Annotated in this window: 16 protein-coding genes; 5 read left to right on the top strand and 11 right to left on the bottom strand. The window is 44.9% G+C overall.

Annotated features, from left to right (window positions below):
• Window positions 1-274: 274 nt before the first annotated feature.
• On the bottom strand, window positions 275-553 hold the full coding sequence (locus QUB08_RS17660; protein ID WP_333225923.1) for a hypothetical protein: 279 nt from the start codon (window positions 551-553) through the stop codon (window positions 275-277).
• Between the two features lie 445 nt (window positions 554-998).
• Here QUB08_RS17660 and lpdA point away from each other — a divergent pair, with 445 nt between their 5' ends.
• On the top strand, window positions 999-2,438 hold the full coding sequence (gene lpdA, locus QUB08_RS17655; protein WP_333225922.1) for a dihydrolipoyl dehydrogenase: 1,440 nt from the start codon (window positions 999-1,001) through the stop codon (window positions 2,436-2,438).
• 186 nt (window positions 2,439-2,624) lie between these two features.
• Here lpdA and QUB08_RS17650 read toward each other — a convergent pair whose 3' ends face one another.
• The 6 genes from QUB08_RS17650 to QUB08_RS17625 all read right to left on the bottom strand — a co-directional run bounded on the left by QUB08_RS17650 (window position 2,625) and on the right by QUB08_RS17625 (window position 6,042).
• Window positions 2,625-3,014 (bottom strand): HEPN domain-containing protein, encoded by a 390-nt coding sequence (locus tag QUB08_RS17650; RefSeq protein WP_333225921.1) that lies wholly within the window; start codon window positions 3,012-3,014, stop codon window positions 2,625-2,627.
• The gene (locus QUB08_RS17645; protein WP_333225920.1) at window positions 3,011-3,415 is read right to left on the bottom strand and encodes a nucleotidyltransferase domain-containing protein; all 405 of its coding nucleotides are present in this window, start codon (window positions 3,413-3,415) and stop codon (window positions 3,011-3,013) included. Before QUB08_RS17645 ends, QUB08_RS17650 begins: the two co-directional genes overlap by 4 nt.
• A gap of 201 nt (window positions 3,416-3,616) precedes the next feature.
• Window positions 3,617-4,189: a hypothetical protein gene (locus QUB08_RS17640; protein ID WP_333225919.1), complete on the bottom strand. Its 573-nt coding sequence runs from the start codon at window positions 4,187-4,189 to the stop codon at window positions 3,617-3,619.
• Between the two features lie 33 nt (window positions 4,190-4,222).
• Entirely contained in the window at window positions 4,223-4,726 is a 504-nt protein-coding gene (locus QUB08_RS17635; protein ID WP_333225918.1) for a hypothetical protein, read from the bottom strand.
• Window positions 4,727-5,233: 507 nt separating this feature from the next.
• A complete protein-coding gene (locus QUB08_RS17630; RefSeq protein ID WP_333225917.1) occupies window positions 5,234-5,638 on the bottom strand; it encodes a XisI protein in 405 nt (134 codons plus the stop codon).
• Window positions 5,623-6,042: an element excision factor XisH family protein gene (locus tag QUB08_RS17625; RefSeq protein ID WP_333225916.1), complete on the bottom strand. Its 420-nt coding sequence runs from the start codon at window positions 6,040-6,042 to the stop codon at window positions 5,623-5,625. The genes QUB08_RS17630 and QUB08_RS17625 overlap by 16 nt, the downstream gene beginning before the upstream one ends.
• Before the next feature lie 85 nt (window positions 6,043-6,127).
• On the opposite strand from QUB08_RS17625, the gene trpC reads away from it, so the two are divergent.
• The 3 genes from trpC (at window position 6,128) to QUB08_RS17610 (ending at window position 8,858) form a co-directional block, all read left to right on the top strand.
• Entirely contained in the window at window positions 6,128-7,027 is a 900-nt protein-coding gene (gene trpC / locus QUB08_RS17620) for an indole-3-glycerol phosphate synthase TrpC (RefSeq protein WP_333225926.1), read from the top strand.
• Between the two features lie 349 nt (window positions 7,028-7,376).
• On the top strand, window positions 7,377-7,622 hold the full coding sequence (locus QUB08_RS17615; protein WP_006632049.1) for a DUF5340 domain-containing protein: 246 nt from the start codon (window positions 7,377-7,379) through the stop codon (window positions 7,620-7,622).
• 78 nt (window positions 7,623-7,700) lie between these two features.
• Window positions 7,701-8,858: an alanine--glyoxylate aminotransferase family protein gene (locus QUB08_RS17610; RefSeq protein WP_333225915.1), complete on the top strand. Its 1,158-nt coding sequence runs from the start codon at window positions 7,701-7,703 to the stop codon at window positions 8,856-8,858.
• 55 nt (window positions 8,859-8,913) lie between these two features.
• On the opposite strand, the gene QUB08_RS17605 is transcribed toward QUB08_RS17610, so the two are convergent.
• The 4 genes from QUB08_RS17605 to nblR form a co-directional block, all read right to left on the bottom strand.
• Complete coding sequence (locus QUB08_RS17605) at window positions 8,914-9,129, bottom strand: DUF2949 domain-containing protein (protein ID WP_333225914.1); 216 nt, start codon at window positions 9,127-9,129, stop codon at window positions 8,914-8,916.
• A gap of 6 nt (window positions 9,130-9,135) precedes the next feature.
• Window positions 9,136-9,456 (bottom strand): hypothetical protein, encoded by a 321-nt coding sequence (locus QUB08_RS17600; RefSeq protein ID WP_333225913.1) that lies wholly within the window; start codon window positions 9,454-9,456, stop codon window positions 9,136-9,138.
• A 493-nt stretch (window positions 9,457-9,949) separates the two neighbouring features.
• A complete protein-coding gene (locus QUB08_RS17595) occupies window positions 9,950-10,465 on the bottom strand; it encodes a DUF192 domain-containing protein (protein ID WP_333225912.1) in 516 nt (171 codons plus the stop codon).
• Between the two features lie 105 nt (window positions 10,466-10,570).
• Window positions 10,571-11,266 carry a response regulator transcription factor NblR gene (gene nblR / locus QUB08_RS17590; RefSeq protein WP_333225911.1) on the bottom strand — a complete coding sequence of 232 codons (696 nt, stop codon included), beginning with the start codon at window positions 11,264-11,266 and terminating at the stop codon, window positions 10,571-10,573.
• Between the two features lie 244 nt (window positions 11,267-11,510).
• Here nblR and rbsK point away from each other — a divergent pair, with 244 nt between their 5' ends.
• A complete protein-coding gene (rbsK, locus tag QUB08_RS17585) occupies window positions 11,511-12,431 on the top strand; it encodes a ribokinase (RefSeq protein WP_333225910.1) in 921 nt (306 codons plus the stop codon).
• The last annotated feature ends 72 nt before the right edge of the window (window positions 12,432-12,503 follow it).

Below are 12,503 nucleotides of genomic sequence, written 5' to 3'. Positions count from 1 at the left end.
CCCAGTAATCTCTTCAGGCTTGAATTTTTAAATTTTATAACCATCAATTCTATTTAAAGACCTGCGGAATGTGGGTTAAAGCACCGTTAACAGCCACTCGATTTGAGATTTGAGATTTGAAAATTGAAAATTGAAAATTGAAAATTGACTCCACAGATGAATCTGGGAGCTGGAACTTCGGTCTAAAATTTTTAGCTTGTCAACAGTCAACAATCAACAGTCAACAGTCAACAATCAACAGTCAACAGTCAATACTTGAAAATGTGTCAACGCACTATTGATTGGATTCAGGGCGTTTCTGGTGTTTGCTCTGGATAAACTGTTCCAAATCGGCGATCGCATCTTCAAAATCCGACAAATTAATTTTCGCAGGTCTAGTCTTCTTCGGCAAACTCGAAGACTGACTCGAAGGCTTAGCCGGAGGCGGTGGAGATTTAGGTTGTGCAGCTTGAGTGCTGTTCGATTCTATAGAATCGAACAATTCATCCAGGGACTCAAAAAATGATTGAGCCGAGGCCCGGCGTAAATCTTTCTGGTCGTCGTCATCCGTCATAAGCCACTCCATAGGGTCTAAAATTTGCCCACAAAGTCTGTCCGCCCCAGCGCGTGCAGATATTAGACATGAAAACCGACTAAAACAAGCAGGAGGACAGAATTTAACCGGGCGATGGGAATGCCTGTGGCTGAACTTGCTGCCCCATATAAAACCTGCCGCGGGCATTGTCAGCCTTCAAACTATATTTAACTCTACACCCGCCTACTGAGTGATTTGAGACTTGGTACAGACCCAGCTCAAAATCATTGACCCTGAAAAAATCTCAGTTAGGGCTCTTTCGTTGTCTAATTAACCCTAGTCTAGTCGAGAATAAGGAAACAGGACTTATGCAACTATTACCGCTGTTCAAGGGTTGCGATGGGAACGCGCCACCTCGAAAGGACGGAGAGACGGTGTTTTTTGCTTGAGTCCTAAGATTTCAAAGGCATTAGGAGATTTTAAGGTGACTCAGGGATTTGATTACGATTTAGCAATTATCGGCGCTGGCGTGGGCGGACACGGTGCGGCCATACACGCGGTTAGCTGCGGGCTGAAAGTGGCAATTATCGAAGCGGGCGACATGGGCGGGACTTGCGTCAACCGCGGCTGCATTCCCTCGAAGGCGCTCTTGGCGGCTTCGGGGCGAGTGCGAGATTTGCGGAATGCCCACCACCTGAAGACTTTGGGAATTCAATTGGGCAGTGTGGATTTCGATCGCGGGGCGATCGCAAATCACGCTAATACTATTGTTAGCAAACTTCGCGGCGACTTGACCAACAGCCTCAAACGTTTGAACGTCGATGTCATCCAAGGTTGGGGCAAAATTGCCAGTGCTCAAAAAATTACCGTCGAAACCGATAAAGGCGAGAAAACTATTACTGCCAAGGATATTATTCTCGCTCCCGGTTCAATTCCTTTCGTCCCCCCTGGGATAGAAATTGACGGCAAAACTGTATTTACCAGTGACGATGCTGTTAGGTTGGAATCGCTGCCGAAGTGGATCGCAATTATTGGCAGTGGCTATATCGGTTTGGAGTTTTCGGATATTTACACAGCCCTGGGCTGCGAAATTACGATGATTGAAGCTCTAGATCAGTTGATGCCGACTTTTGACCCGGATATTGCTAAATTAGCAGAACGAGTGTTAATTGCACCCCGCGATATTGAAACAAAGGTTGGGTTGTTGGCGAAGAAGATTATTCCCGGTTCGCCGGTAATTATTGAATTAGCTGATTTCAAAACTAAGGAAGTTGTGGAAGTTTTGGAAGTTGATGCTTGTTTGGTAGCAACTGGCAGAGTTCCGGTGAGCAAAAATTTGGGGTTAGAAACTGTTGGCGTGGAAACGATGCGCGGTTATATCCCTGTTAACGATAAGATGCAGGTTTTGGTGGCGGGAGAACCGGTACAAAATTTGTGGGCGATCGGCGATGTTAATGGCAAGATGATGTTAGCGCATTCTGCGTCTGCTCAGGGAATTGCTGCGGTGGAAAATATTTGCGGGCGCTCTCGCGAAGTTGACTATTTGAGTATCCCGGCGGCGGCGTTTACTCACCCGGAAATTAGCTATGTGGGGATGACGGAACCTGCGGCGAAGGAGTTAGGAAAAGCTGAAGGGTTTGAGGTCGGTTCTGTCAAGAGTTATTTTAAGGGAAATTCTAAGGCTATTGCGGAGGGTGAAACCGACGGTATGGCTAAGGTGATTTACCGGAAAGATACTGGGGAATTGTTGGGAGTTCACATTTTCGGTTTGCACGCTTCGGATTTGATTCAAGAGGCGGCAAATGCGATCGCCCAGCGCGATTCTGTGAACACTTTAGCATTCCGAGTGCACACTCACCCGACGCTTTCGGAAGTGTTGGATGAGGCTTTCAAACGGGCGGCTGGAGCGGCGGGCGGTCATTAGTTTGTAGGGGCGATGCTCTTGTTTTACACTTCTGGACGCACTCCACGCAAAGAAACCGGGTTTTTTACCTAATCTGTGGGTTGGAACGAAATATTTTCGTAAAAAAACCCGGTTTCTCGCCCCCGCGTAAGTGCTATTTTTAGATACCCGACTTTTTCAAGAAGTCGGGTATCTAGGTATTCTATTTTAGGGCGGCGGTAGAGTGCCGATCGCATTTTGGGCTAATTCTAGAAATTCTTCAGCTTGGGCGATCGATTCTGCGGCTTGATCGCTCGTAACGGCATCAAGTTCGCCGTAATCTCCAGCATTTCGCAATTCCTGAGCTCTGATGAGGTATTGGTGAAACTTAACAGGAACTCTTCCTGTACGAGCAAATTCTCGGCCAAAGGCACTAATGACTGCGGAATGTTTAGAAAAAGATAACCCTTCCCCTTCTAAAAATGCTTCGGCAATATAAAACATACTGTAGTAGGCGCGAGATGCTGCATAATCGGGGTATTCGCCATCTAACATTAACTTAGCCGCTGAAAGGCTTTGACGAGCTTTTGCGAGTAAGTTTAATTGAGCGGAGGTCATATTAAAATTCCCTCTTTACGGATATTTCTCAGCAAAGGGCTTTGATAATTAGTGAATTTTTCTTCATTCATAAACTGGCAGCTAATCACTTCATCATTTTGCAGCGACAAATCTGCTACAATCTCAAGAGTTCTATCAATTTCTTCCCCCGCTTGAACTGGCGCTTTCAGAACTACTAACACATCTATATCTGAGTCGGGATGTGCATCGCCTCGGGCTTGGGAACCGTAGAGTACCATTTGGGTGAGGCGATCGCCGTAAAGTTGCTCGAAGTGCGATCGTAACTGAGTTAGGATGTTCTTAAGTTTATCGTTAATGCTCATATCTGTTATAAATGATTGGAGGGCGATCGGGATTCTTTCGTTATACCAAATATCCCACTCCGATTTTCTCCTACTCACTATAGTTTGTCTTATGAAGGGTTGTCAAAGCGGTAAAAATTCCCTATGGTGTTGGAGAAACAGAATTAGTGATACTCAAAAAAATAGCGCTCGCACCTCAATAATAGAAGGGCGATCGCTCTTTCAGCAGCTAAGTCAATTCTCGAAATACCAGAACAATATAGCCTATGCTTAGCATTCTCAGGTCGTGGATTTAAAAAACTACTGGGGTTTAGCTGCTTCAACTATAGCCTGAACCATCTTAATAGCTTCCTTGATAGATATTTGACCACTTTCGACAGCATTCATTAAATCCTGAGCATCTTTAGGGCTAATTAGATTAAGCCTAATTGGTTCTTTCAAGGAAACGATAAATTTTGTCTTGTCACTGTCTCCAACCTTAGATGCTCTTTCTTTTGTTTCAACCTCTCTTAGCTGTTCTTTTAACTGTTTTAGAATTTCTGTTTGTTTCGCTTCATTATAACCGCCACCTTTAGTTAGCCTCGATACTCCATAGGCAATGGCTCCACCTGCTGCTGCAGTTCCAACTACCCATCCTACCGGAGTGGCCCCTAATAAGCTTAGCCCCAACCATGACCCAACAGTTGTAACTATTGGGAGAGCTGTTGCACCTGCGGCCGCAGCTACAGTGCCAGCAGCACCAGCACCTAATACTGCACCAACTCCTACAATCCCAATATCACCTAAAATTCCGATTTTATCATTAGGATTTTTTTCCAGTTGCTCGATCGCTTTAAGGATTTGCTCCTTAGTTAGGGTTTTATTTCCTGACATATTAAGCCTCCCGATTATTTCAAATTTTTTTATTTAAGCAGTGATAACGTTGATGAAAACTGCATTAAAAACATCAATCAGTAGTTGAAAAAACAATTTGGCGAGTTCAATAATGTCTTGTGCTACTCCAACTATCCCATCTACTTGACGGTAGCCTTGATCTAGTCTATGTCCAGCGATAGCACCAACAGTTATACCTAGCACTGCTGCCAATGGCGCTAACACTGGGCCGATAATTGGTACTGAACTTACTAATAGCCCCACAGCAGCTCCTAGAGCAATGCCTGTAGCTAAATTAGGATGTGCTTTGACAAACTCGATAATTTTGAGCAGAATAATTTTCCCTACAGCCAAAACTTTGTTACCAGATTTTTTCGTGTAGGTAGCCAACTCGTGCAATCTGATGGTGACTTCGTGGGGCAAGCCGAGATCATTTAACCAGACATACATATCGCTACTACTCATTGAATCGGCATCTACTTGCCAGAGAACCATTTTTAAGTTTGCTTGTGGGAGGGATAATACTTGTGTAGTCATTTTTTTACTCTGGTAAAGCTGTAATTGTTCATTTTCAAGATGATTGTGAATATAAAAGCTAAGTCTTGTCCAGTAAGAAAAAGTCCGATCAACAAGTATACACTTTTATATTATTAGCCAATTCATCCACATCAGAAAAAGCCGGACAAATTCCGTTAGGCCGGAAAAGCAAGAAAAAGTCGGATATAATTGGTAAAACTATGAAGCAGCCTAAACAGATGGACTTTCAATGAGTCTTAATGGTGACAGATAACCTAGTGTTTGTCAATACGGGAAAATACTTAGACGATCTGCAATAAATTATCCTGCTGGGGACTTTGCAAAGTCAAAAATACTCAAAAATAGCAGATAAATCTCACTGTACTGAATGTCACATTGTTAAAAATTATGCAATCCTTGGGACGGCGTTCATTAATTGAAAAAATCCAGGAGGGCGATCGCACATTTTTCACCCTTGGGCCCGTACTAAAAGAGTATGTCAAACAGGCTTGTTGCTGTCAGGTTTCATCAACGAGTAGTTGAGACTGACTGCATCGCAGCCGATTTAGCAACATTTCCTTCATCTCGATCGCTAAAACCCGTGCCAAACTCAGTATACTCCCGCACTCTAGGATGGCGAAAACCGAGTACAATATTTTCTTTCGGAACACCTGCTGCTAGTAAATCGGTAGCCACTCCTTCTTCGGTATCATCATATTGAATCCAGATTTTATCGCCAATTAAATTGATGTGAATTGGTGTAGCATGAAGGTACTTGTTCTCATTCCAACCAATATCCAAGACTAAGTAGCCTCCTCGTTCATCATCAAATAAAATTTGAGACTGATAGCCGTCAGGTATAGTATTGCGAAAGTTCGCGTGTTCCCGAAGTATGGTTTTGATAATTTCTTGGTATCTCAATCGGGTATCCATTGAAGTATTGCCTCACTTTTTTTATCAAAAACAAGCAGTTTAACAAGATTATTTTTTAATAAAATTTGCCCTAATTCTATGGTAAATACGCTATTGAAAACTTCCTCAGAAATAGCCAAATATAAATTTCGATCAATCTGCATTTCATTAAGCACTTGGCGGTAAAGAATGTACTGTCCTAAAGCTTGTTCCAAATCTTTTACATCCGATCGTCCCACAAAACTCTTGACCTCAACAACAATTTTTTGGGTTCCTTTTTCGGCATTAATTAGACGCTCTGCACCCAAGTCGGCCGATAAACGCTTGCGACCAATTTGCAGGGGAAATGGATCGTGAGTAATTATCCAGCCATCCTTCTGTAAGGCACGCTTAACTGTATCGTGATAAATATCTTTAGCTGGCACGCATTAGCTCTCAGGCTAGGAGGATTTACTGTAACCATTATATAATACGTTGAAACTTGTTACGATGGCCCTTTATCCCCCTATCATGCTTCAAATCCGCCGCCGTCCCCCCAGCACATCAGTCTCCGTACTCTACCTCAGCTACAAAATCGCCGTACCCGACGCCGAACCCCAGCACATCCTCGAAGAAATCGTCTGGCAAAAAGAAGTTGAAGTAGCCCAAAAGCGCGATCGCACGCCCTTAGCCGATCTTCACAAAAAACTCCCGTTTGCACCGCCCATCCGCGACTTCCTGGGCGCCCTCAAAAACGGTAAAACCACACCAGCAATCATCGCCGAAGTTAAAAAAGCTTCCCCCAGCAAAGGCGTAATTCGCGAAGATTTCAACCCAGTGGCGATCGCCCTAGCTTACCAACAAAACGGCGCTAGCTGCATCTCCGTACTCACCGATGAAAAGTTCTTTCAAGGCAGCTTCGACAACCTCGCTAAAATCCGTGCCGCCGTCGATTTACCCTTACTTTGCAAAGAGTTTATTATCTATCCCTACCAAATCTATCTCGCCCGCATTCACGGCGCCGATGCTGTATTGTTAATCGCAGCCATTCTATCTGACAAAGACTTACAATACTTTGTAAAAATTGTCAAGACTTTGGGGATGACTGCTTTAATAGAAGTTCACACTCTCGAAGAACTCGATCGAGTATTAACCCTACAAGGCGTCAACCTGATCGGCATCAACAACCGCAACCTAGCAGACTTTTCCGTCAGCCTAGAAACTACCGGTCAACTATTAGCCTCGCGACAAACCGAAATCCAAGCAAAAGGCATCCTCATCGTCAGCGAGTCAGGAATCCACACTCCCGACGACCTAGCTAAACTTGCCAGCGCCGGAGCAGAAGCCGTCCTCATCGGCGAATCTCTGGTCAAACAGCCCGATCCGGGTGCAGCTTTAGCCTCCCTTGCCGATCGCCCTCCCAGCCTGTGAAAGGCGAGACCGCTTGACAAACCACCCTTAATTCTGATAAAAAGTGATTAAGTAGGTAAATAATGAGAATTTCTAGCCTGCATCGACTCAAGCGCTACTGTAAAAAAGAAATAGCACTCAAAGCTATATTGCATAGAAATATTTTGCCAGAAAGCAATTAAATCTATTCTGTAAGCCTGTCGATCGCAAGATTTAGCGTGTCCAACGCCCCCAGCCCCGAATATTCGATCGGCAAAGCAGGGGTTATTGGACGGTTAGAAAACAAATAAAAAATCGGGCATCTAATGTTCACCGTGATGCCTCATGCAATTGCAATGGGGTATCGGTTCGCTGAGGTATGTTAGCTTTCATGGAGCCAATCCCCCTTCCTTCGTACATTCATTATGAATTGCTACTTCAATTGTTAGAGCGCAAAACGATGTTTGCTGTCAGTCCACAATCGCCGCAGCAGCAACAAGTGCACCAACTTATTATTACATTGCGTAAAGCCCTTGCCATTCAAAAGCAATTAGAACAAAGCTGCGAGCGATCGAACTTAGCGGTAGAACATCGCTGGTCTCTAAATGAAATTAACCAGAAGGGAGTTAAAAGTTAAAAAACTTAGAGTAGCGACGTGACGTATCGTATTTGATTTATTCTATATAACTCCCACAGAAAAACTTAGGACAATATCATGGACAACAAATTAATGCTGATGATTCCCGGCCCGACGCCGGTACCTGAAGCGGCATTGTTAGCGATGGCAAAACACCCGATGGGCCACCGCAGCAAGGAATTTGACGCGATTTTTGCAGAATGTACCGAAAACTTGAAATGGCTGCACCAAACCAAAAGTGACGTGCTGAGTTTAACGGTTTCTGGTACCGGCGCGATGGAAGCTGGGATAATTAATTTCTTGAGTGCGGGCGATCGAGTTTTAGTCGGCACCAACGGCAAATTTGGCGAACGTTGGGCTGAAGTCGCCGAAGCTTACGGTTTAAACGCCGAAATTATTAAAGCCGAGTGGGGTCAACCTTTAAACCCCGAACACTTCCGCGAAAAACTCGAAGCAGATACAGAGAAGCAAATCAAAGCTGTCATCATCACCCACTCGGAAACCTCCACCGGCGTCCTCAACGACCTCGAAACCATCAACCGCCACGTTAAAGCCCACGGTGAAGCTTTAATTATGGTCGATGCTGTCACTAGCTTAGGCGCTGTCAATATTCCGATGGACGCTTGGGGCATCGATGTCATTGCTTCGGGTTCTCAGAAAGCTTACATGATTCCTCCAGGTTTGGGTTTTGTGGCCGTCAGCCCCAAAGCTTGGGAAGCTTACAAAACTGCGAAACTGCCCCGCTATTATTTGGATTTGGGTAAATATAGCAAAGACGCTGCCAAAAATACCACTCCTTTTACTCCCCCTGTCAATATGTTTTTTGCCCTGCAAGCATCGCTGCAGATGATGAAAACAGAAGGGTTGGAAAATGTTTTCGCGCGACACAAACGGTTGATGACAACTACTCGCGCTGCTGTAAAAGCTTTAGGTTTGCCGTTGTTTGCCGCTGACGATGCCGCCAGCCCTGCGATTACTTCGGTTATGCCACCAGAATCCGTAGATGCTCAAAAAGTGCGGACTTTGATGAGAAAGAGATTTGACATTGCTCTCGCCGACGGACAAGACCATTTGAAAGGTAAAATCTTCCGAATCGGTCATTTGGGCTTTGTGTGCGATCGCGATATTCTAGCAGCAATTTCCTCTTTAGAAGTTGTGCTGAGCGAATTGGGTCATGAAGGCTACACTCCGGGTGCCGGCGTTGCCGCTGCTGCCAAATTCTTGGCTGAATCCTAATCTCAGTTGTTAAAGGATTTTAGATTTTGGATTATCTCTAAAATCTAAAATCCTTTTAATATGCTTCGGATAACCAATCAAAGATTTTATCCAACTGTTCGAGAGTGACTAAACCATATTGCCACAGAACCATCGGCAAGGAATTCGGGTCTTTATCACGCTGCCGCTGTTTGTCACCGCCACGACGTTCGGCGACAGCAATTGAGGCGGGAGAAATTGCCAACTCTTCTTGTAAAAATCGAATTAATCGAGTGTATTTAGCGGGTGCCATGTGATTTCACCTATAAGTATAGGACACCATTTTCTGATGTGAACCTGATGTTTTTGATGAGTAATAAGCCAGTTTTAAATTTGTCTTGTTACCGTCGATAGGTTTTAAAACGCTATTAGCGGTTGAACTGCCAAACGTAATGCTGAGTGCTACTGTAAAGCTAACCTTTCCCAAAAAGTGAAAGGTTTTGCAATTTTGCTGATGTCTGCCCGATCGACTGGTAATCGCGATCGAACCTAAACTGAATACCTCGGCATCTTTGCAGTGCGAATCAGAATAAATTCTGCTACCTAAAACTACTAAACCAGGTTCAGAGTTTAACTTCATCTGCCGAAATGCAGAATCCGCAAATCTACTTCGGCAAAATTAGTTAGATATTTCGATCAAACCCGAAACTGCTACCAGAAGTTAAGTTTGCCAATTACCGCCAATTAACTTGGCTCGTAGCATATTACTTTAGATAGGTTTAGTAGATTTAGCTCGATCGCCAGAACTTCCAGAGAATTTCTTTTCGTGTTGCTACACCTTGAGGCTGAGTATCGTCTCTCAGGATTGGTAACGAGTCGCTGACTCGTCTCATACCTGCGACCAAGAATCTACAGCTTCCGGAAACAAGCTCAAGTCCTGACTGACTGAGATCGACATCGTAGCAAATCTTTCGGTGTTTGTACTGAATGTTACATTAATATTCTAATAGATTTTATCAATTTTTGTAAAGTTTCTAAATTTTATCGGGTATTCCGAAGGCAGGGGGCTCTCTGGGCGATGGAAACCGGGGGATTATGTCTGTGTGCAGATTTTACGGAAACAGTCCGAAATTTTACTGGAAAAACTCGATTTCAATACGATCGCCCACTTTGACACCGAGTTCAGCAGCCCGCCCGCCCCGGAGTTCAATAACTCGATCGACAACAGTATCGGGCCCGTAGGTAGGACAAGGATCTTCAGTACAAGGAGGTGCAGAAACTTCGATCGCCTCAACCACCCCATCCCGCAGAAAAATCATATCCAGAGAAATCTTGCAATTTTTCATCCAAAAATTGACCCGCCGCGCCGGTTTAAACTCAAACAGCATTCCTCTGTCATCCGGCAAAGAAGTTCTGTACATTAAACCCATAGCCTGCTGTTCCACTGTTTTCGCCACTTCGAGTTCGATTGGGCGATCGCCTATCCGAGATCTAGCAGAAACAGGCAGCAGTTGACCCGATGTTGTCGCCGTCGGAGACTGAGCCGCCAAAATACCAGTAGCACCAGCATTGGCGATCGGTAAAGTCGGCGAACATCCCAGCAAAAATATACTTACTCCAATACCGAGCAAATTAGTTAAATAATTCATAATGATTTTAGATTTTAGATTTTAGATTTTAGATTGGGAATTGGACATTGGAACTAGCCAACAGTCAACAGTCAACAGTCAACAGTCAACAGTCAACAGACTTCTTCAAGCTTCGCGCATCACATAGCCAACACCGCGCACCGTCTGAATCAAGCGCTTTTCGCCTTCATCTTCAATCTTGAGTCGTAGATAACGGATGTAAACCTCAATCACATTCGACTCACCCAAAAAGTCGTAACCCCAAACATTTTCGAGAATTTGTTCCCGAGTCAAAACCTCGCGGGGATGTTCCATCAAATACTTTAGCAGCTCAAATTCCTTCATCGTCAGGTCGATCGCCCGTCCATTGCGTAAGGCCCGCCTAGAGGCCAAATCCAAAACTAAATCGCCAAACCTCAATTGTTCGTTACTGGTGTTATCCGGCTGCAAATACAAGCGCACCAACTGCAAAAACTCCTCAGTGCGGTAAGGTTTGAGAAAATAATCATCCGCCCCAGCTTCCAGACAAGCTACGCGATCGTCAACTGTATCACGACCGACCAATAACAGCACCGGCACCCGATTGCCACTACTTCTGAGGTAAGAACACAGTGATAGCCCCGATTCAGCGCCAAGTATGCGATCGATTACAATCAAAGCTGGCTGCAATTCACGGGCTAAATTTTGGCCAGTGGCGGTATTAGAAGCCACTACCGGTTCGTAGCCGGAGGATTTTAAGTCGAGACTCAAGTGTCCGGCGAGAACTTCGTCTGTTTCAACTAGCAGGACACAGGGATTGCGATCGAGAGTAATTGCAGCCATTGAATTGACCGATGTAGATCATAACTGTTCTAGCACGTCTTAAGGAAGAGAGGGAGAGTGGGAGAGAGGGAGAGGGGGAGAGGGGGAGAGGGGGAGAATGAGAGAATTACCAATTAAGCTATTTGGCATTTAAATTGAAACTTGATCGCCCCGGGCTATCCAGCCCGCCCCACAAGAGTTTAAGTAAACAGTAGCTTACAAATTAAATGCGCTACAGCTTACCAATTACCAAATTGAATAATTTATGACGATCATCGTATTCGGCAGTATCAACATCGACCTAGCAGCAAAAACTCCCCGGTTGCCACAGCCTGGGGAAACTATCATCGGTAGCAATTTTTTCACGGCCGGCGGCGGCAAAGGAGCAAATCAAGCCGTCGCCGCCGCCCGTCTCGGCACTTCTACCCACATCATCGGCCGCGTCGGCAACGATAAATTTGCTGAACAATTATTGACAAATTTACAATCTTATGGTCTAAGTACAGACAATGTATTAATAGATCAAAACACTCATTCAGGTGTGGCAATTATCGCCGTAGACGAGACAGGTCAAAATAATATTATTGTGATTCCGGGCGCGAATAACAATGTCGGTGAAGCAGATATAGAACGTCTCAAAAAACTTTTAACAGCAGCTACATCTTTGCTGTTACAGTTAGAAATTCCCCTGGAAGTTGTCCAAAAAGCTGCGGAAGCTGCTCGTCAAGCGGGGGTGCGAGTTATTCTCGATCCAGCACCGGCTAGGGCGGATTTGCCACTAGAACTTTATCCGCTAATTGACATTATCACGCCGAATGAAGTGGAAGCCAGTCAGTTAGTCGGTTTTCGGGTGAATGACACGGAAACAGCGATTGTAGCTGCCAAACACTTGCAGGAGCGTGGGGTGAAGAATGTTATTGTCAAATTGGGCGATCGCGGGGCTGTTGCTGTTACGGCGGATGAAACGTTTTTTGTACCGGCTTTTGCTGTAGAGGCGATCGACACTGTGGCTGCTGGCGATGCTTTTAACGGCGGGTTGGCCTCTGCATTAGATGCCGGTTTGTCTTTGTCGGAGGCGGTGGTGTGGGGCTGTGCAGCGGGTGCTCTGTGTGCAACTAAAGTGGGTGCTCAGGTTGCTATGTGCGATCGGGCAACTTTTGATAATTTTTTGCATAATTTAACTTGAATTTGTCAGGTGCCGAAGGCGCACCCTACTTTAACTTGTAAAGCGCGCATTAGTTTATACTAATTCTAAAAA

This window comes from Microcoleus sp. BR0-C5 (genome assembly GCF_036705045.1).
GTDB lineage: Bacteria > Cyanobacteriota > Cyanobacteriia > Cyanobacteriales > Microcoleaceae > Microcoleus.
The sequence above is the reverse complement of the archived record's forward strand: the minus strand, read 5'-3'. Positions and strand labels throughout refer to the sequence as shown.

Bases quoted from the DNA above. Each gene is read 5' to 3' on its own strand.
- nblR (WP_333225911.1), bottom strand. From the start codon at position 11,266: ATGGCTGCAATTACTCTCGATCGCAATCCCTGTGTCCTGCTAGTTGAA.
- QUB08_RS17650 (WP_333225921.1), bottom strand. From the start codon at position 3,014: ATGACCTCCGCTCAATTAAACTTACTCGCAAAAGCTCGTCAAAGCCTT.
- rbsK (WP_333225910.1), top strand. From the start codon at position 11,511: ATGACGATCATCGTATTCGGCAGTATCAACATCGACCTAGCAGCAAAA.
- QUB08_RS17630 (WP_333225917.1), bottom strand. From the start codon at position 5,638: ATGGATACCCGATTGAGATACCAAGAAATTATCAAAACCATACTTCGG.
- trpC (WP_333225926.1), top strand. From the start codon at position 6,128: ATGCTTCAAATCCGCCGCCGTCCCCCCAGCACATCAGTCTCCGTACTC.
- QUB08_RS17660 (WP_333225923.1), bottom strand. From the start codon at position 553: ATGACGGATGACGACGACCAGAAAGATTTACGCCGGGCCTCGGCTCAA.
- QUB08_RS17640 (WP_333225919.1), bottom strand. From the start codon at position 4,189: ATGTCAGGAAATAAAACCCTAACTAAGGAGCAAATCCTTAAAGCGATC.
- QUB08_RS17615 (WP_006632049.1), top strand. From the start codon at position 7,377: ATGGAGCCAATCCCCCTTCCTTCGTACATTCATTATGAATTGCTACTT.
- QUB08_RS17595 (WP_333225912.1), bottom strand. From the start codon at position 10,465: ATGAATTATTTAACTAATTTGCTCGGTATTGGAGTAAGTATATTTTTG.
- QUB08_RS17635 (WP_333225918.1), bottom strand. From the start codon at position 4,726: ATGACTACACAAGTATTATCCCTCCCACAAGCAAACTTAAAAATGGTT.
- QUB08_RS17610 (WP_333225915.1), top strand. From the start codon at position 7,701: ATGGACAACAAATTAATGCTGATGATTCCCGGCCCGACGCCGGTACCT.
- QUB08_RS17600 (WP_333225913.1), bottom strand. From the start codon at position 9,456: ATGAAGTTAAACTCTGAACCTGGTTTAGTAGTTTTAGGTAGCAGAATT.
- QUB08_RS17605 (WP_333225914.1), bottom strand. From the start codon at position 9,129: ATGGCACCCGCTAAATACACTCGATTAATTCGATTTTTACAAGAAGAG.